This is a genomic window from Clostridium sp. CM028, from assembly GCF_030585565.1.
In the GTDB taxonomy this organism is placed as follows: domain Bacteria; phylum Bacillota; class Clostridia; order Clostridiales; family Clostridiaceae; genus Clostridium_AD; species Clostridium_AD estertheticum_B.
Map to the genome: position 1 here is coordinate 746,030 of NZ_CP077766.1, position 18,330 is coordinate 764,359.

The 18,330-nt window shown below is 29.4% G+C and carries 22 protein-coding genes; 7 read left to right on the top strand and 15 right to left on the bottom strand.

Annotated features, from left to right (window positions below; translation table 11 throughout):
• Positions 1–47: 47 nt before the first annotated feature.
• On the bottom strand, positions 48–215 hold the full coding sequence (locus tag KTC94_RS03615; protein ID WP_258280760.1) for a conjugal transfer protein TraX: 168 nt from the start codon (positions 213–215) through the stop codon (positions 48–50).
• A gap of 602 nt (positions 216–817) precedes the next feature.
• Between KTC94_RS03615 and sigY the strand changes: the two genes are divergently transcribed.
• From sigY to KTC94_RS03645, 6 genes are all read left to right on the top strand, one after another.
• Positions 818–1,348, top strand: a complete 531-nt coding sequence (gene sigY / locus KTC94_RS03620) for an RNA polymerase sigma factor SigY (protein ID WP_220319748.1) — start codon at positions 818–820, stop codon at positions 1,346–1,348.
• On the top strand, positions 1,349–1,756 hold the full coding sequence (locus tag KTC94_RS03625; protein ID WP_220319749.1) for a hypothetical protein: 408 nt from the start codon (positions 1,349–1,351) through the stop codon (positions 1,754–1,756).
• Positions 1,750–1,962 carry a hypothetical protein gene (locus KTC94_RS03630; RefSeq protein WP_220319750.1) on the top strand — a complete coding sequence of 71 codons (213 nt, stop codon included), beginning with the start codon at positions 1,750–1,752 and terminating at the stop codon, positions 1,960–1,962. Before KTC94_RS03625 ends, KTC94_RS03630 begins: the two co-directional genes overlap by 7 nt.
• A 536-nt stretch (positions 1,963–2,498) precedes the next feature.
• Complete coding sequence (locus KTC94_RS03635) at positions 2,499–2,705, top strand: PLDc N-terminal domain-containing protein (RefSeq protein ID WP_220319751.1); 207 nt, start codon at positions 2,499–2,501, stop codon at positions 2,703–2,705.
• A gap of 1 nt (position 2,706) precedes the next feature.
• Positions 2,707–3,633, top strand: a complete 927-nt coding sequence (locus KTC94_RS03640; RefSeq protein WP_216303597.1) for an ABC transporter ATP-binding protein — start codon at positions 2,707–2,709, stop codon at positions 3,631–3,633.
• Positions 3,620–4,375 (top strand): hypothetical protein, encoded by a 756-nt coding sequence (locus KTC94_RS03645; RefSeq protein WP_220319752.1) that lies wholly within the window; start codon positions 3,620–3,622, stop codon positions 4,373–4,375. Before KTC94_RS03640 ends, KTC94_RS03645 begins: the two co-directional genes overlap by 14 nt.
• A gap of 428 nt (positions 4,376–4,803) precedes the next feature.
• On the opposite strand, the gene KTC94_RS03655 is transcribed toward KTC94_RS03645, so the two are convergent.
• The 10 genes from KTC94_RS03655 to KTC94_RS03700 form a co-directional block, all read right to left on the bottom strand.
• A complete protein-coding gene (locus tag KTC94_RS03655) occupies positions 4,804–5,067 on the bottom strand; it encodes a DUF2812 domain-containing protein (protein ID WP_216303590.1) in 264 nt (87 codons plus the stop codon).
• Complete coding sequence (locus tag KTC94_RS03660; RefSeq protein WP_216303591.1) at positions 5,051–5,407, bottom strand: PadR family transcriptional regulator; 357 nt, start codon at positions 5,405–5,407, stop codon at positions 5,051–5,053. The genes KTC94_RS03655 and KTC94_RS03660 overlap by 17 nt, the downstream gene beginning before the upstream one ends.
• A gap of 217 nt (positions 5,408–5,624) precedes the next feature.
• A complete protein-coding gene (locus tag KTC94_RS03665) occupies positions 5,625–6,365 on the bottom strand; it encodes a PD-(D/E)XK nuclease family protein (RefSeq protein WP_220319753.1) in 741 nt (246 codons plus the stop codon).
• Positions 6,359–8,587 carry an ATP-dependent helicase gene (locus KTC94_RS03670; RefSeq protein ID WP_220319754.1) on the bottom strand — a complete coding sequence of 743 codons (2,229 nt, stop codon included), beginning with the start codon at positions 8,585–8,587 and terminating at the stop codon, positions 6,359–6,361. The genes KTC94_RS03665 and KTC94_RS03670 overlap by 7 nt, the downstream gene beginning before the upstream one ends.
• Positions 8,568–10,652 (bottom strand): UvrD-helicase domain-containing protein, encoded by a 2,085-nt coding sequence (locus KTC94_RS03675; RefSeq protein WP_369811896.1) that lies wholly within the window; start codon positions 10,650–10,652, stop codon positions 8,568–8,570. Before KTC94_RS03675 ends, KTC94_RS03670 begins: the two co-directional genes overlap by 20 nt.
• Positions 10,653–10,898: 246 nt before the next feature.
• Positions 10,899–11,267 (bottom strand): hypothetical protein, encoded by a 369-nt coding sequence (locus tag KTC94_RS03680; protein ID WP_220286785.1) that lies wholly within the window; start codon positions 11,265–11,267, stop codon positions 10,899–10,901.
• A 71-nt stretch (positions 11,268–11,338) separates the two neighbouring features.
• Positions 11,339–11,677 (bottom strand): GntR family transcriptional regulator, encoded by a 339-nt coding sequence (locus KTC94_RS03685; protein ID WP_220319766.1) that lies wholly within the window; start codon positions 11,675–11,677, stop codon positions 11,339–11,341.
• Positions 11,678–11,950: 273 nt separating this feature from the next.
• Complete coding sequence (locus KTC94_RS03690) at positions 11,951–12,904, bottom strand: DUF4097 family beta strand repeat-containing protein (protein WP_220319756.1); 954 nt, start codon at positions 12,902–12,904, stop codon at positions 11,951–11,953.
• A complete protein-coding gene (locus tag KTC94_RS03695; protein ID WP_220319757.1) occupies positions 12,891–13,484 on the bottom strand; it encodes an HAAS domain-containing protein in 594 nt (197 codons plus the stop codon). Before KTC94_RS03695 ends, KTC94_RS03690 begins: the two co-directional genes overlap by 14 nt.
• Positions 13,481–13,813 carry a PadR family transcriptional regulator gene (locus KTC94_RS03700; RefSeq protein WP_216304302.1) on the bottom strand — a complete coding sequence of 111 codons (333 nt, stop codon included), beginning with the start codon at positions 13,811–13,813 and terminating at the stop codon, positions 13,481–13,483. The genes KTC94_RS03695 and KTC94_RS03700 overlap by 4 nt, the downstream gene beginning before the upstream one ends.
• A gap of 329 nt (positions 13,814–14,142) precedes the next feature.
• On the opposite strand from KTC94_RS03700, the gene KTC94_RS03705 reads away from it, so the two are divergent.
• Complete coding sequence (locus tag KTC94_RS03705; protein ID WP_220319758.1) at positions 14,143–14,319, top strand: hypothetical protein; 177 nt, start codon at positions 14,143–14,145, stop codon at positions 14,317–14,319.
• A gap of 151 nt (positions 14,320–14,470) precedes the next feature.
• Here the strand turns inward: KTC94_RS03705 and KTC94_RS03710 are convergent, their stop codons facing one another.
• The 4 genes from KTC94_RS03710 to KTC94_RS03725 all read right to left on the bottom strand — a co-directional run bounded on the left by KTC94_RS03710 (position 14,471) and on the right by KTC94_RS03725 (position 18,209).
• Positions 14,471–15,592 (bottom strand): DegT/DnrJ/EryC1/StrS aminotransferase family protein, encoded by a 1,122-nt coding sequence (locus tag KTC94_RS03710; protein ID WP_220319759.1) that lies wholly within the window; start codon positions 15,590–15,592, stop codon positions 14,471–14,473.
• A gap of 48 nt (positions 15,593–15,640) precedes the next feature.
• On the bottom strand, positions 15,641–16,816 hold the full coding sequence (locus KTC94_RS03715) for a DegT/DnrJ/EryC1/StrS aminotransferase family protein (RefSeq protein WP_220319767.1): 1,176 nt from the start codon (positions 16,814–16,816) through the stop codon (positions 15,641–15,643).
• 503 nt (positions 16,817–17,319) lie between these two features.
• Complete coding sequence (locus tag KTC94_RS03720; protein WP_165413497.1) at positions 17,320–17,769, bottom strand: DMT family transporter; 450 nt, start codon at positions 17,767–17,769, stop codon at positions 17,320–17,322.
• 17 nt (positions 17,770–17,786) lie between these two features.
• Complete coding sequence (locus KTC94_RS03725) at positions 17,787–18,209, bottom strand: DMT family transporter (RefSeq protein WP_220287660.1); 423 nt, start codon at positions 18,207–18,209, stop codon at positions 17,787–17,789.
• Positions 18,210–18,330 lie beyond the last annotated feature (121 nt).

Sequence of the window (18,330 nt, forward strand, 5' to 3'; positions counted from 1 at the left end):
TCTTAATGTTATCTTCTAATAATTTCTCTGTGTATTCATTATTGATATTACAATAATGTTTTACGAAGGATCCTTATTAATCCTATTACTAATAAATGCACTGGATAAAAAGCATAAAAAAAGTATTTTAAGTCTTTACCCTTCTTATCGTTATACATAAATATAAAAATTAACGCTAATAGGGATAATGCTTGATTAAACCAAACTAGCTCTATTGTCGTAACTAAGAATTACCCCCATAATTAGGTTTTCATTTAATTGTATTTATAATATGATACCATTTATTTCATGTTTTTGCATTACTATGTTTTTAACACTAATAGTATTGTTAATGCTAAAAATCCTGAACTCTTTTTGAGCTCAGGATTTTTTTTGCTTTTTAGGTCATTTACTTTTTAGGCCCCTTATTTTTTTGATTCTTTTTATCACTTTTCTTGCCATTATTTTTGGTTGAAGCACCCTTACTTTTGCCCTTGTCTGACATAATATATACCTCCTTTTTTATTTAGATCGAATACCAATAAACTTACCTCAACTTTGTTCATCTTAAAAATAGTTGTTATTATAAAGACTATGCTTATCGTTATTAAAAAGACTCTATTTTAGTATTTTATTATCAGTAATACCTTTATTTACAAAACTATTGGTTTTTAGTAATGCTTTTATTTAAATACTTTTCAATAACAGGAATTAAAGGCTGAGCATATTAAAAGAAAATAGGAAAACAGCAAAATAAATTAATAATTATAGATTATAATAAATATAGTGAACTTATTAATCAATATTTGCGTTAAAGGATTGCTAGGAGTGATTATTATTGGATGAACTAGAACTTATTAATAAAGCTAAGGATGGAAATAAAAGCGCGCTAAATTCTCTTTTAAAAGATAATTACAATATTTTAAAAGGCTACACTGTTAAAATGGTAGGAGACCCACACTTAGCACAGGATATTATTCAGGATGCATTGCTTAAAGCTGTGATTAATATAAATAAGTTTGAGCCTAGAGCAAAGTTTTCTACCTGGCTCATAAAAATAGCCACTAATGTTTACAGGGATTATTTAAGAAAGAATAAATCCTTTGGACTAATAGAGGAATGTGTGGATGATAAAAGCAAACAAGTAGAGGACATTGTGATCGCAAATTACGAGTACAAAGAGATAATGAAAATAATTTTAAATTTACCCTATGAGAAAAGGGCTGTGTTTATTTTAAAACATTATTATGGTTACAAATATGAGGAAATATCAGAAATTTTAGGATGTCCCCTTGGAACAGTTAGGTCAAGGCTTCATAATGCAGTGAAATATATAATAAGCGAAATTGAAAGGAAGGAGATTATATAAATGAAGGATTCTGATAAGATTAAAAACTCTTTAATTGATGAATTTTACAATGAATCTCATGAACAGGTTGATAAAAGTATAGAGTATAGTGATGAATATAAAGAATTTAAAAACGTCCTTAATTCCACAGCTAAAAAAATGGATGTTTTAAATGAAGATATATTTGATTTTGATATAGATACCTTAAGCATAATAGAGCAAGGAGAGTGTATACGAGGCAATAGTAAGGCTAGAAAAGAATTTATTCTTTTTATATTAACATCCTTTATAATTCTTTCTGTGTATGCTATAGCCACCATTTTCTTAGGTACTAAACTACTAATTATTTCACAGATTTTTATTATTACCATTATTCCTTGGATAATAATACCTGTTTTAGCAATCAAAAGAAGGGAAAGTGAATGTTAATGGTGATTTTAAATAATAAACTAACTATAGTGCTTGCAATAGCAATTCCTATATTATTAATTCAAGGAGCTTGGGTATTTTGTGATGCAAGAAGGCGTAAAGAAAAATACTATTGGCTTTGGGGGATTTTTGCACTGATTAATACACCAGGTAATCTCCTTATTTACCTACTGGTAACACGAGTAATATTAAAAAATAAAAAATAAGAGTGCAAGACCTATGAACTTTCTCCTGCGTGACTTGAAATAAGAGCTTGAAACGTGAAAGTTGATTAAGAAATTCTATTGTTTGGCAAATATAAAATCCTCTAACACTCACATTCGACTTACAGGCGGTTCGCTAGCCTTCCTTCCAGTCGGGCTCACGAGGATTTTATATTAGCAAAACAAGAATTTCTAAATCAACTTTCAATGTTTCTGCACATCTTATTTCAAATCACTTCCGGAGAAAGTTCATACTATTATGCAATTATCCTAATATGTATCTAAGATGGATGGCATATAAGGAAAATAATAACTCTCAATCCGCTTCACAAAGAAAGTCTTTTGGTAGGCTGAGGATGTGGTACATATACTTTGGATTTAAGCTGTTATTACTTTCATGTGTTTTATCATTTAAATAAGTGTTTTTACATTCTCATCCACATCCACTTACGCAATCTGTTTCCTAATATAAAAATAAAATGAACTTTTTTATTTTTATTGCGTTAAAGTTATGAAAATATAAAAAGGGGGAATCGAATATGTTTGACGGAATGGCGCTACTCGAGATAATAAAATTACTTGCACCTGTAATTATAATAGAGATAGTTCTTGTTGGTTTCTGCTTATATAGATTAACACGAGACAGGGTAAAATTTTTACCTAAGTGGGCATGGGCTTTAGTTGTAATTTTTATCCAATTAATAGGTGGCATATCCTTTTTATTAATAGGAAGAGAGCGTGATTAAGATGCTTAAAGTGGTAAATATCAACAAAAAATATGGAGACTTTGAAGTTCTAAAAGATATATCCTTTGAAATAAAAAAGGGAACCATATACGGATTTCTAGGTCCTAATGGAGCAGGTAAAACTACAACCATGAATATACTTTCAGGGTTAATTGATTTTAATGGTGGAGAGATACATTTAGATGGAGGGGATTTCAAGAAAAATAAAAGGCAATTATTAAGGAAAGTAGGATATCTTCCACAAAATCCAGTGTTTTATAATTACATGAGCGCTAATGAGTATCTGCATTTTATTGGCGAAATAGCTAATATGACAGAGAAAAACATAAGGGAGCGAACTGTAGAGATTTTAGAAATTGTTAAGCTTACTGAGGTAGCAAAGAGAAAAATAGGGCAATATTCAGGTGGAATGAAGCAGCGATTAGGAATTGCAGTGGCACTATTTAATAAACCAGAAATAGTTTTTTTAGATGAACCCACATCTGCACTAGATCCTGAGGGAAGAATGGAAATACTAGAGTTTATAAAAGACTTGAGGTCAAATGGAACCACTGTTTTTATCTCAACTCATATTTTGAGTGATATAGAAAGGATTTGTGACGAGGTAAGTATTTTGGATAAGGGGCAAATACTCATATCTGATAATTTAGAGAGTTTAAAGAGTAAGTATATTCAACCTATATTCGATATTGAGTTTGAAAAACACTGTGTAAACTTAGATAAAATTCTTTTAAACTTTAAGTGGGTGGAAAAAGTTTTGATAAATGAAAATAAGGCCTCTATCTATGTTAATAATTTAGATGTTGCTAAATCTGAACTTTTAAAACTACTTGTTAAGGGAGAAAATAATATTTTATCTTATAATTTAAGAAAAAGTAATCTTGAAGATATTTTTATAAGGCTGGTGAATAAAAATGACAACCTTTAAGGCGTATTTTAAGAAAGAAATAATGGAATCCAAAAGACAATTTAAATATATAATACTTGCTGTAGGAATAATTGCATTCGCTATTTTAGATCCATTTATGTTAAAATTACTTCCAAAAATATTAGAAAAGCAATTACAAGGAGATTTAAGTTCACTTTTTATTGCTACTCCTAAGAGTGCGATTAATAATTATATTAAAGATCTTTTTCAAATTGGAAACTTATTCATAATATTCACATTGGCAAGTACTTTAAATGATGAGATAAATGGCGAAAAACTCGTGTTTCCATATTCTAAGGGAAGTAATCCAGTTGGTATAGTGCTTGCTAAAATAATTCATTATACTATTGTGGTAACCATATTGACCTTCATAGGATTTTTGACTTGTTTTTACTATGGAAGTATTTTATTTAAAGGAGAAAAAGTTGCTTTATCAGGTGTAATGAACTCGGCTATTCTAATGTCTGTATACTATTTTTTTAATATTGCCTTGGTGACACTTTTTAGCAGCTTTGTGAAAAAAGGTGTAACAGTAGGTTTTATAACGCTTATGATAACTTTTTTGAATGCTGCACTTGTAAATTTGAATACAATTGGAAAGCTCATGCCATACAAATTAGTGGAAGGAGCAAATTTATTTACATTAGATAGCTATTTATATACTATAGGATTTTCAATTTTTTGTAGTGTAATATTTATAATAGCCACTATCTTTAACATGAGCAAAGTTGAAGTAATTTAATGGTTTTTTTATGAAAACAAGTAAAAACATTTTAAAATTTATAGGTAAGAAGGGGAATTGCCATGTTAGTAATTAAAAATTTTTCAAAGATATATAAAGGCGAAAAAAGAGCTGTTGATCATTTTAATCTTACAGTGGAACCTGGAGATATTTATGGATTTATTGGTCACAATAGAGCTTGAAAGAGTACAATGATAAAAGCGATTGCAGGGGTACTTGATTTTGAAGAAGGTGAAATTTTTGTTGATGGTAATGATGTTCAAACATCCTCGGTAATCACAAGCAGATTTTTATTGATGTATGGAATGAATGTGATTTTTTCCCTTGTTATTATGCTTCAAATGGGGGTTGCTTATTGTTTGTTATCGTGTCCCCAAATGATATTTTATGGGATGTGGCTTATCGCTATATTTATAACCCCTTTAGTGTCAATGACAATAGCCGCAGTTCTTGGTGCACTTATTAGGGCAATCTCCTCTAAATTCAAAATACTCATTATCGTTTTCACTTAATTCTTTGTAATCCATGGAATAAACTATTTCTCTTGGTTCACCTTTTACTAATTTATACCTAAACCCGGACATTTCCTTAAGAATCCAACCTTCTTTTGCCCTTTGACACAATTTTTTCATAGCTCTATCTTCGTCAAAGGCAAATCCCATATTCAAAATATACCTATTCTTCTTTTCCATCAGTATCATCCCCCTCTAAATGTTTTAAAGCTTCCTCTCCATGTCTTACCATCGTTATTCTTCTCTTAATGTCTTTTTTTAATATTTCTTTCCCCTTAAAAGTCAGTGTATAGGTTTTACGTCTCTCTTCATCATCATCTACTAATTGGATTAAATCTGCATTTTGCAATTTTTTTATAATTGTATAAAGACTTGCTGGACCTATTAACATTTCGCCTTTTGAAAATCTTTCAATCTCCTGCATTATCCCATATCCATGCATAGGTCTTACTAAGGTGAGTAAAATACAGTAGGTAGAATCCGTTAATATATCCTCGTCTAAAGCTTTTCCCCTAGCCATTTTCTTCCTCCATTCATTTGTCATTACATATATCATTAAATGATATATCTTTTAATGATATAATATTCTATTTAAGTAAAATTGTCAATATTTCATAAAAATATTTTTTTTCTTAGTTATATATTAGTTAGTACATCCTAGTTAGCATATAAATAGGGATAAAAATAAACCCTTGAAAATCAAGGGTTTATACATACTTTCTATTTACCTAAAACCTTTATATAAAAGCATCACAAACCTGGTTACATCCACCGAATTCACAATATTTGCACTGCGCGCTATATAGTTCACTATTAAAATCCAAACTAAAATCATAATTGTCTAATGAATGCGTAATCTCCATAATTTTATCTTCGTGAATTTTATGATTACTCTTTGAATAATTAATAGTAATAATATCATCTTTAAACTGAGGCTGCCAAAAATTCATACTTATATTTTCTAGGGGTATATCTTTATCAAATATTTTCAAAGAACTCTCACCCAATATATACATATAAACAATAGTTTGCATTCTTTTACACACTTCTTTATAGTCAAGTTTTCTATTTTCGGTCTTCCAGTCCCATATTTCTATTTTGTTATTTGGCTTAATAATTATCAAATCATACTTTGCCTGAATCCTGATGTTATCTTTTCTCATTTTTATTTCATATTCAGTAAAATATATATTTTCATCTAAAAGAGTAAATTTTCCCTTTAATGAATTGAACGAATTCATTAAATCGATATTGCTATTATCAATACCAGCAGGAATATTTGAAAAATATCTTTCACAAATGAGATGAAAATCGAGTCCCATATTCATATTTTCATAATAATCCTCATTATCTATTGAATCCTTTTTCCACTTAACATTATCTAAATACTTGATTTTGAATCTTAAAGGGCATTTATCAAAAGTGTTTAATAAATTTTGACTATAGTAAACGTGTTTTAATTTTCTAATATCTAACATTTACCATCGCCCCTTTGGCTGTTTATGTAGTCTTGAAGCACATAAAAGTACTTTGAAGGTTTACTTTCATTCCATTTACCTTCATTACACTTAGATGCCATTAAAATTAAATATTCTTTAGCTCTTGTTATTCCTACGTATAAGAGCCTTATTTTTTCATTTATTATCTGTATTTTCGCTTCCCCAATTGGATCCTCGCAAATATTATTACCAAGAATTTTTGCAATTTCAGCTTTACAAAGAACTGTAGGGTTTTTAAATTGTTGTTTCAAGTAATAGTACTCCCTAAATTTATCCGTTGTCATATATGGGTATTGGTAAGATGTGATGCTTAATATAAATACACAATCCCATTCCAGTCCTTTTGCTTTATGACAAGTAGAAACTGTTATTCTATCTGAGGAAGGTTCATATCCTTCTAGGTCATAAATTATACCTGAAATATGATTTAATATACCATTTTTTTCATCTAGCAACTGATCCACTATATGCTTTAAACAAAAGTCACTTTCATCTTTTGATAGAAATCTAATATACGATGCAACTGCATCTGCCATCGCTCTATCCTCAAGACTGAAATTTAAAACATCACTAATATGCAAAATCAGTCTATCTAAATGTGTTTGGGGATATTGAAATATTATTTTAATCTGCTGCATGCACTTTATAAATTTTTGATAGACCTCTGAACCTAATATTTCGCGAGGAACATCTTTCTGATCTATGACTCCTCCATTGGGATACATTAGCTTTTCTACTTTATAATCTTGTATGAAATCAAACAACCTTTCACTTTCTTCGTTGTTTTCTTCTATAAACACATTCTTTACTAAATCTTTGAATTTAAAACTATCATGTGGCTCTGAAATAAACTGCAATATATATCCTAATGTAAATGCAGCCTTACATCTTTTATCTGATTTATTTGACAATTCATCACACTCAATATTTAACTCTCTAAGTTTATCCGCTATTTCTTTAACTTGATTATTATACGGAACTAATATGGCACAGGTTTTATTAGGATATTTTTCTTTGAATTTCATTGTTAGCTTAGTAGCTTTATTAATTTCATCCTGATTTGAACTACAAACCATAGTGCTTATTCCGTAAATGTCCACATCCTGCTTTTTTAGTTTAAAAAACTCTGGTACCGTTTTAATTTCTTGATTTACTAATGCACACCTACATTTTTCTTCACCATGATGATTATTGATATGTCGAACTAATTCGTTTGCTAAATCAATAATATGTTTTGTGCTACGTCCTGCCATATACATTTCAAACTTTTTATTTGCATTTTCACAAAATTCTCTGAAAAATTTTGGATCTGAAGATGTAAATGTACCTGTTATACTTTGATTAACATCCCCTACCCTAACTAAGTTTCCGTTTTTTCCAGAAATTAAACCCAATATTCTTCCCTGAATTAAATTAGAGTCTTGGCACTCATCTTCAAATACAAAAGTATATTTTACATTTAATTTTTCGCGAAGCACATCATCAGTTTTTAGAAGCTTATATGCAAGAATTAGCAAATCGTTATAATCTATATAGCCCTCTCTTTTTAGGGTTTTAGTGTATGAATCATAAATTTCAGATATATAATTTAAAATGCTGTCTTGGTTTAAATTTTTCACTTCATCCTTTAACTTTTCTGGAGAAATATCATTTATCTTTAATTCCCCAATAATTGTATCCACCGTCGTGAAAAAATCATTCCACCAATCATTTTGTTTTCCTGGGTATTTATTTAGGGATTTATCTAATATCATAGCCTTAAATATATTTTCTCCACCGTTTCTTCTCCAATGCATAATGCACTTATTTAAATATAAGCTTTTATTTACATCATCTAATATTTTAAATTCTTCATTAACTCCCACTACATCCGGTCTATCTTTTAAAATCTTTAGTGCTAAACTATGAATAGTCATAACTTCATAATCATTACTCGCTGTTATTCCCTTATTTTGTAAAACTATTGAAATTCTATGTTTAAAGTTATTCACTGCACTATTCATAAAAGTAACTATAAGTATTTTCCCAGGTTTATGAATTTTATCTTCTATAAGTTCACATACTAGATTACATATTATGAAGGTTTTCCCTGCTCCTGGAACTGCTGGAACCGCCATGGTTCCTCCTCTATATTCCATTATATGCAATTGATCATCCCTATAACTTATTTTTACCTCTTCATTACTCATATCCCCTATCATAATTTTCACCTCTTCCGCTTAAGATTTCTACAAGGATATCCGCAAATATACTTTGTTGTTCATATCCATTTAGAGAATACTCACTGCCATATATGTATAATTTGCCCCTACATTTTCTTAAAAGGCCATCAACAACGGACATTAAAATTCTATATATATTATTGTTTTCTGTTTCCTGCGTATAGATATCATTAATATTCCAATTACTTCTTAACACGTAATAATTTGATAATTCCTTTATATTTCTTGAACACCACATATTACTGTTAATATCTGCCCATATCTGAACCACGCTACTTAAATTTGAAGTTAAATATGTATATGGCGATGTGAAAACTATACTATTCTCTTGTAATAGCATTTCTTGAATATCATTCAACGAATAAAAATCTTTTCCATCACGCCTTATAAATTCTATAAATCTCTCCTCAGATGACTTCCCTTTAAATTGTAATTTATCTAAAGTATTTACGAAGCTTTCACAATTTTCATATATACTTATATAGTCACCTACATGTTGTTTAACTTTAGGTATTGTTATAAGAACTTCTAAGAATGCTTTTCTAAAAAATTCTCCTAGTGGTATATTGCATTCCAAGTTACTTTCTTTATAATCACTTATCCATTTTTTTAATTCATTATAATTACTTGCGACCTCAATGCCTACTCTATCTTGGATGGCTTTATTAATATCTCGCATCTCTCCACTCGAATTTACTAAATCAGAAAGTAGCGAGCTCCTGATTATATCTAGCTGTAACATAAAAGAAAAAAAGTTTTTATAATCTTCACTTGTTAACTTTATGCTTGTAAAAGAATTACACAATACTGCTAATATAATTAATGGCTGTAAATATTCATTGTCAATAAATCTATATTTTTTAGAAGTCTCCATGACTGATATACCTAATTCTTTTGTTTTTTTCTGTAGTTCATGAGAAATGACAAAATCATTAAATGGACATATTACAGCTATATCCTTAGGCTTAACTCCATGATTTATTAATTCTTCAATTTTAAATGATATTTTTTCAACCATTTCGCATCGAAGCTGTGAAGTCAAATCTATATAAGCTGGTAGGTTGTCGCTTATTTTCTCCTCTTCGTAATTATTATGTGCTCGGTTTTCTATCGCACGCGAAAAATCAATAAATTCATCATTACAGCAAAAATGCTCATCTAGAATAATTTCATCATAATCAATATTTAATTTTTGTCTCAAATAATTAGTATTAGCCCCATAATAACTACAAAATCCACCGCTTGGGTTGTAAAACAAGTATGCCTTGTCTACATTATCAATAAGCTTAAATATCAGATCTAGCTCTGATGGTGAAGCCTGATCTATATCGTCTACTATAAGATATTTTATTTTATTCATATTAAAGTATCTTGCATCTTTAAGTAAATACTTATTATACAAGTAAAAACACAATCCATAATCTACAACACCATTTCCCAATAATTTTGAGATATAATATTGAATTACTTCATCCAATTGATTATATGTTTCTTTTGCACAAAAATCCTTTACCTCTAATGAATTATATAGCCTAGTTCCTATTTTATTAAAAGGCACTAATGATAGTGCAGCATTATTAATGTTAGAAATCAAATCTGAAGCTATTTTAGAAGAAGTTGATGTAATATCTATAAAGTACCCTTTAGACGTTCTAAAATGCTCCACTAGTGCTTTCATAGCATAATTTGTAGCATCAAAAGATGCGAATTCAGGTTTCAACAAACTAATTTTTAATTCCTTGCAATTTTCTACTACATATGGCCAATAAAGTGATAGTTCTTTTCTGATAAATCCATAGTAAGAGTTTTTTCGAATCTCACTAGTCATGTTAAAATCCATCTCTCTTGTCCATGTTATATTTTGATATTTATTCATAAATAAGCATAATATATTTGAACTTTTTATATTTTCATTTTCTATCATATTCTTATATTTAGAAACTGCCATAGTTGTTTTACCACTAGCAGATTTCCCTTTAACTAATATGCATCGGTGGATAAAATTATTTCCATTTATTTTGTTGTAGACTTCCGCATATTTAATAGTATCACCTCCATATAATCCATTATTTTATATTTTACCATATTTATTATGAATTAAACAAAAGCAAAAAAAGAAAATAAAAGAGAACATTTCTGTTCTCGATGTTTAACGACATTTCAGAAGGAAAGTCTCCCACTTCTATAAGTGGGAGTTACATACCTTAACAAATAGAAAACTTCAGTGGGAGTATAAATCTCCTTCTGAAGTCGTTAATGTTTCAGCTCCGCAGGAGATGATTTAATCTTTTTAATTTTCTATAATAACAGACCACTCTCCGTTATTATCTTTTAAAATATTTATATTTGCTATTTTATCTCTACTAAAATTTGACGTAAATTCTTTGCTACGAGTACTCTTGTTGTTTTTGTCTTCAAATTCCACTTTATAAGTACAATTTTCTTGTACCCCCATATCAAAATATCCATGCTGGTTAGCCTTAAGATGACTAGCTATAATATTAACTTTATCAACCCTTTGAATTACTATATCACTAATAATTTCGGAACTTTTATTTCCTATAATGAGATTATTCTTCATGTTTTTTTTACCACAAGCAGATATTAAGATGGTAACAATTATGCATCCCAGTAAGATTATATATGGTACTTTTTTCAACTTAAACCACCCCTTAAATTAAAATTAAAATATCTTCACCATCTATTAATATATTTTTTTCTGAAAGGTCGTTAAAACTGGTTATAAATTTCATTTAGTATATCTATTAACGTATCTTTATCAACACCTATATAATGTGCCTCTATAATTATTTTCTTCATATGTTCTTTTATTTCTCTCATCTTTTCTTCATTCATGATAGGTTTGAAATTTTCTACTACAAATGTTCCTTTTCCTCTTATAACTTCAATTGCCTTCATTCTTTCTAGCTCATTATATGCTTTGCTTATAGTATTAGGATTGATTGTTATAAGCGATGCAAGTTCCCTTACAGAAGGCAATTTATCTCCCGGTTCTAATATTCCTTTTATTATATTTTCCTTTACTTTCTCAATAATCTGTTCATAAATAGGTTTACCGCTTCTGCTATCAAGGTTTCACCTTCTCTCAAATAATTAACTCTTCACTATTTGCACTATGTGTACAGCGTGTACTATTGTTGTAGTACACTATAAATATAATACTATATACTTATACTGTCAAGTACTAATTAAATCATCTCCTGCGGAGCTTCAATATTAACATTTTTAGATATAGTGAGAATATAAAAAACCAGTAGGATAATTTATCCTACTGGTTTGTGGCTTTCTAGTTTTATTTATCAGAAACCTTTTTTATAAATTTTACTCATCCGAAGCATTAATAGTAGCATTACCTGAAGTTGTATTTATTTTTATTATTTTATTTCCATTACCTACATCCCCTTTTATTTCATGCTTGTCAGCTTCTCCTGTCACTGTTATAGGAAAATCATTTCTAAGATCACCTGATGTACTGTCAAAGTCTAATTTAAATTCTGATTTTTTAGGAAGTTTTAATTCCACATCTCCTGAAGTAGAGTCTATATTAATATCATTGTTAAAGTCTTTATACTTAAACTTGAACCAACCTGAAACTGATTGACCTAATATATCTCCTGTAATATTTTCTATTTTTGTGTCCCCTGAAGTTGTCTTAAATTCATTCTTCTTACTTAATAAGGATTTTACATTTACTTTGCCGGAAGTACCCTCAAATATTGTTTCATTAGTTGTTAATAAGTTTATCTTAGCATCTCCTGATGTTGTTTGAAATTTAAATTTATCTAATCGTAGGTCTCCTATAATAACATCCCCTGATGTTGTATTTATTTTTAAATCCTTTTTATAGTCTTCCGGAACATATATATCTAAATTTATTTTTGTGTTTATATTTATACCAAAAATTTTACCTGGATATTTAATTAAAACATCTAGATCATCCCCATTTGCAAATGCCTCTAAATGTGGTGCTGACTTTTTCGAATTTGAATTACCATAAAAATGAACTCTTATTTTATCTTCCTTGGTAGTGATAATGTTTACGTCTGTGCTTACTGTTTCTACATTTATGGTTTTAATATTCCCTTTACTAAATTCCTTTGTAGCCTCTATATTAAACTTATCATTAGATGTACTGCTTCCTTGTGTTATATCATTGTTAGATTTTATAATACCTAATTTATACTCAAGTACGTACCCTACTCCTCCTAGTATTATTGAACACATAACTACAATCATCAACCATTTTACAACCTTTTTTTCATTAAATTTTCTCATAGTCTTGCTCCTCTTTACCATTAATTATTTTGATATTTGTTTTTAAATATTTAATAGTTACTTTATATAGCCATTTTGTTAGATGCTTACATCCTATAAACATTAAAGCTCCTACAGCACTAAGCCCCATGCCAATTGCAATACTTATAATCCAATTTACATCCATGGATATATAACTTGGAAATATTAATTTAAGAAACGTGCCTAAAACTACCACTATTCCACTTATAGTAAATCCAAACGCCGTTGCATACAATCCTATGAGCACCCCAACAATACCTATAAACGGTCCTAACAATATTATATTAAAAAAACCTAAACCGACTGCTGCAATTATAGCTCTACCAATATTTCCTGAAGATTTTGTATTTTGTGCTTTCTCAATCATATAATTTGCTCTTAACTGTTTTGCAATAGTTCTAGGCTCTCCAAGAGATATGGCTATGTCTTCTTCACTTCTTCCTTTTTCTGCTCCTATGGTAAAATATTCATCATAATCAGTTAAAATATCTTGTTTTTCTTCTTCGCGAAGATTAGATAAATTTCTTGAAAGTTCTTTCATAAATTCATTTTTATTCATATCCTCATCTCCTTTTTCTGTTCTATCTTTAAAACTTTGCTCACTGTGATTACAAAATCCAACCACTCATCTTTTAGCTCTTCTTTTGTATTCTTACCCAGTGTCGTAATGCTGTAATACTTCCTTGGTGGCCCTTCTTGTGATTCTTGAAGATAAGTAGTTACAAATCCATCACTTTTTAATCTCCTAAGCAAAGGATATATTGTTCCTTCAGATATATCTATATCTTGTGAAATTTCATTTACAAGCTCATATCCGTAGCAATCTCTGCCATCAAGTACAGATAATACACATAATTCAAGAACGCCTTTTTTAAATTGTACATTCATTAATTCACCTTCTCTTAGATTATTTACCTTTATTATATACTAGCACATGCTATTGTACATTGCAAGATACTGATTAAAGTTCGTTACCGTTTTATACTTAGTACATATTAAATTATCTCCTACCTATATCACTTACCCCTAAGTTTCATATACTATAATTAGTATATATAGTTTTTAAGGGGGTTATTATTATATTTAAAACAATAAATTCATGTCACCCCAGAAAAGCCTTAGTAGATGGAATTAATAATGCTATCTTCAAAGCAAAACTAAAAGATATTAAATTTAACACATACCCAGCCATAATAGGTTGTATAATAGGCTGTATATTGCTAAAACCAGATTATGTATATGCTAAAGACACTGTACAAGAAAGTACAGAAGTCATTAATTTTTTATCTAAACTAGGACCACCAACATTACTTACAGCAGTAGAAATTTTTAAGGTAAGAGCTTACATTAAAAATTTAAAATCACACTTACATGAACCGTCCATATCACCATAATTATTTAAAACAAAAGAACATTCCATAATTAGTCCAACTAATTATGGAATGTTCTTTTTTACTATATTTCAACTAACGTATATTTATATTTTTGGTTTATGCAATGATTGTTATATCTATTCTATGCATATTAATGTAATATGGAATTCCTTTACTTTTTATAGAATTTCTTAATAGTTTCACAAACAAATTCTACTTCTTCCTCAGTTATCTCTGGGTATATAGGAAGTGCAATGATATCATTTGCTATTCTTTCAGATACTGGGAAATCGCCTTTTTTATATCCTAAGTATTCAAAACATTTTTGAAGATGAAGAGGTATTGGATAATAAATACTATTTCCTATTTCATTAACTTTTAGATATTCGCAAAGTTCATCTCTTCTTTCGGCTAATATATTAAATACATAATACACCGGCTTTAGATTTCCTTTAATTTTAGGTATTTTAATAAACTCACAATCTTGTAATCTATCTATATATAATTTTGCAATATGATTTCTCTTTTGAATTGCTTCGTTTATATATTTCATTTTCACTTGTAATATAGCCGCTTGAATTGAATCCAATCTTGAATTATATCCAATGTAATCATAATGATACTTCTTAGAAGCCCCATGAACCCTGTACATTTTAGTAATACGTGCTAAGTTTTCATCGTTAGTTACTATCATACCAGCGTCGCCATAAGCTCCTAAAGTCTTGGTAGGAAAGAATGAGAAAACACCAAAGTCTCCTATTGTACCTGCATGTCTAAAGTCTGATCCATTCCCTTTCCATCTCATACCAAACGATTCCGCAGCGTCTTCTAAAACCTTCAAATTATTTCTACTGGCTATGTCCATAATTTTATCCATATCACCCATTTGTGAAAATAAATGAATTGGAATAATCCCTACGGTATCCTTTGTTATTTCTTCTTCTATTTTGCCTACATCTATACTAAAAGTTTCTTCATCAATATCTACAAATACAGGTTTTGCCCTATGCTTTGCAATGCAAGATGTAGAAGCTAAGAAAGTAAAAGGTGAAGTTATTACTTCTTTCCCATCTTTAAAACCTAGTATATCAGAAGCCATTACTAAGGCATCTGTACCCGATGCAACACCAATTGCATATTTAGCTCCAGTAAATTTTCTAACTGCTTCTTCGAAGTCAGTTACCTCTGTGCCTAGCATCGATATTCCTCTTTCCATAACTCCTAGAACAGCATTGTTAAATTCCGACTTTTTATTAGTATATTCTCTTGTAGATGTATAAAATTTAACCTTCATAATAGGACCTCCTTTTATATAGTTGGCAATGTCAGTTAAATTTGAGCTTTATCCCATTATCTCTTCTACGCATCTTATTACTTTTTGCACCACATACTCTGCATCTTCTAACTTAAGCGTTGAGTATACTGGAAGTGTTATTTCATTTGCATATTGATTATATGCATTTGGATAATCCTTTATAGAATACCCAAGATTCTTATAAAGTGTAAACATTGGCAAAGGTGTAAAGTGAACATTTGTAGCTATGCTTATATCTGCAAGTTTTTGGATTACCTCATCTCTTTGCATATCATTAATTCCTTTTACTCTTAAAGGATATAGATGATATGATGTCTCTCTATTTTCATCCTTTATAAAAGGGATAATCGCCCACTGTTTAGTTTCAAGAGCTTTGGTATACACATTAAAAATATCTCTTCTTTGCTCAATCATTCCTTCATATCTTTGAAGTTGTGAAATCCCTATAGCTGCACTAATATCTGTCATATTACATTTCATCCCATCTGTTATAATATCATATTTCCAAGCTCCTGCTTTCATCTTAGCAAATGTATCCTTTGACTGACCTTGATAAGACGTTATTTTAAACTCTCGCAATAAATCTTCCTTCCCCTTAAATTTATTATCATTAAAAACAATTGCTCCCCCCTCTGATGTTGTTAAATTCTTCACCGCATGGAACGAAAAAACATTAAAATCAGCCTGTGTTCCAACTTTGTTTCCTTTGTATATTGCTCCAAATGAGTGAGCTGAATCTGATATAAATATAATATCTTCTCTATTTTTTTCCCTAAGTACTTCTTTTATAGCATCATAATCTACAGGAACCCCTGCAAAATCCACAGTTATTATAGCTTTCGTTTTAGGTGTAATTGTCATACCTAATTTTTGCTCATCTATTAAAAAACTGCCTTCTTTAACATCTACAAAAGTTGGCTTAACTCCCCTATGGATTATTACACTTGCTGTAGCTGTATATGTATAAGGTGTTGTAATAACTTCGTCACCCTCGCAAATGTTATAAACCTTTAATATAAGTTCTAAGCCTGCACTTGCACTTGAAAGTGCTACTGCATTATTTGCATGACAATACTTAGCAATTTGATCTTCAAATTCCATAGCCTTAGGCCCACTTGTAATCCACCCTGAATCTAGCACCTCCATTACAAGCTTTTTTTCTGTATCAGTTATGTCTGGAGGTGAAAAAGGAATATTCCTTATTTTCATTCATATCCTACCCTTCAAATTAAATTTTATTTTAATGTTTAACTATTCTAATTTATTTTTACTTAAATCTATAATTTATTCACAAGAATTTGCAGATATAAATCACTATAATTACTAAATGTCGTTAAATCTATTTTATCATAGTACTGCAGTATTCTTAAGGCAACACCTACTTTTTTTAAAAATTCATCAGTAGTGAAAAAAAATGCGATTCATTATTTTTCAATGTGATCACTTCTATATACGGACGCCATATGATAAAATATACTAACTATTTTCTCTATAATTATATTATCTTACGTTATACATTAATTTCTTAAATATTAAAACAACCTTTTAAAAATTATTATACATTACTACCAATAAAAAAACTAAGTGATTATGAATTTATCTTCCATAATCACTTAGTTTTCATTAAATCATCACTTTTGCAGCTACAATATTAAAGCATTTCCTGCGGAGTTGCTCATGTTCTTATAATCTGAATTAAAATATCGTTAACATTTTCCAATCAATTCTTTCCTGTCAACATTAGAATTATATATTAGCCCAAATAGAATTAATAAGCCACCAATAATTTTCCCTTTTGAAATAAAACCCATTCTGAAATAATCAATAAGTATACCAGTAAAAAGCTGACCCATAAATATCAGCAAAGTAGTATAAATAGTAGGAATTTTAGGAATTACAATGTTCGAACTTGCAACAACTATTACTCCTAGTAACCCCCCTAAAAAAGCCCATGCTGGTATTGTAGTGTAACTACTAAGTGATGTGTTTACAGTGGTTTTCACTATAACTATAAGTAATATGGTACTTAATAATCCTACAATATAGTTTATAAGGGTTCCTTGAAAAATCCCTATTTCTTTAGCTAGATGTGAATTTACAATCATGGATATTATAGTAATACAGCCACATAAAATTGCTAAAATTATATACAACATACTTCCCCATCTCCCATTTAATATATTATCATTGTGACTAGCCCTAAAAATATTATAAAAAAACCGACAACTTTTTTCTTTTTAAACTTATAAATATTTAAACCAAATAGACCATAATGGTCTATAAAGCAGGCTAATACTAATTGTCCAAATATACCTAATGATAAAGTTAGAGAAGCGCCAAGTAAATTGAAGCATAAACTATTTAAAAACACCATAAAAACTCCTATGAATCCACCGCTAAACAAATATAATGGAGTGTTTTTGGGAATCTTAAACTTTTCTTTTTTAAATAATAAAACAGTAATAACAGCAATAAGTCCAACTATGTGAATTATTAATATTGATACATACTGATCTGTATAATTTGCTAAAATCCCATTAAAAGTCACCATTATAGCAATTAATATACCTATAAATACCGCAGATGCTTTATACATTTAATTTCCTCCACTCTTTAATTTGTTCATATGTCCCTTTTATAAGGTTACCATAGAAATTAAAAAAAACACACCATTTCCAATCTAAATACAAGTGCATTAGAAAAACTTGCAGGGGATT

Coding starts and splice junctions, on each gene's coding strand:
- KTC94_RS03625 (WP_220319749.1), top strand. CDS start 1,349: ATGAAGGATTCTGATAAGATTAAAAACTCTTTAATTGATGAATTTTAC.
- KTC94_RS03630 (WP_220319750.1), top strand. CDS start 1,750: ATGTTAATGGTGATTTTAAATAATAAACTAACTATAGTGCTTGCAATA.
- KTC94_RS03635 (WP_220319751.1), top strand. CDS start 2,499: ATGTTTGACGGAATGGCGCTACTCGAGATAATAAAATTACTTGCACCT.
- KTC94_RS03640 (WP_216303597.1), top strand. CDS start 2,707: ATGCTTAAAGTGGTAAATATCAACAAAAAATATGGAGACTTTGAAGTT.
- KTC94_RS03645 (WP_220319752.1), top strand. CDS start 3,620: ATGACAACCTTTAAGGCGTATTTTAAGAAAGAAATAATGGAATCCAAA.
- KTC94_RS03655 (WP_216303590.1), bottom strand. CDS start 5,067: ATGGAAAAGAAGAATAGGTATATTTTGAATATGGGATTTGCCTTTGAC.
- KTC94_RS03660 (WP_216303591.1), bottom strand. CDS start 5,407: ATGGCTAGGGGAAAAGCTTTAGACGAGGATATATTAACGGATTCTACC.
- KTC94_RS03665 (WP_220319753.1), bottom strand. CDS start 6,365: ATGTTAGATATTAGAAAATTAAAACACGTTTACTATAGTCAAAATTTA.
- KTC94_RS03670 (WP_220319754.1), bottom strand. CDS start 8,587: ATGATAGGGGATATGAGTAATGAAGAGGTAAAAATAAGTTATAGGGAT.
- KTC94_RS03690 (WP_220319756.1), bottom strand. CDS start 12,904: ATGAGAAAATTTAATGAAAAAAAGGTTGTAAAATGGTTGATGATTGTA.
- KTC94_RS03695 (WP_220319757.1), bottom strand. CDS start 13,484: ATGAATAAAAATGAATTTATGAAAGAACTTTCAAGAAATTTATCTAAT.
- KTC94_RS03700 (WP_216304302.1), bottom strand. CDS start 13,813: ATGAATGTACAATTTAAAAAAGGCGTTCTTGAATTATGTGTATTATCT.
- KTC94_RS03710 (WP_220319759.1), bottom strand. CDS start 15,592: ATGAAGGTTAAATTTTATACATCTACAAGAGAATATACTAATAAAAAG.
- KTC94_RS03720 (WP_165413497.1), bottom strand. CDS start 17,769: ATGTTGTATATAATTTTAGCAATTTTATGTGGCTGTATTACTATAATA.
- KTC94_RS03725 (WP_220287660.1), bottom strand. CDS start 18,209: ATGTATAAAGCATCTGCGGTATTTATAGGTATATTAATTGCTATAATG.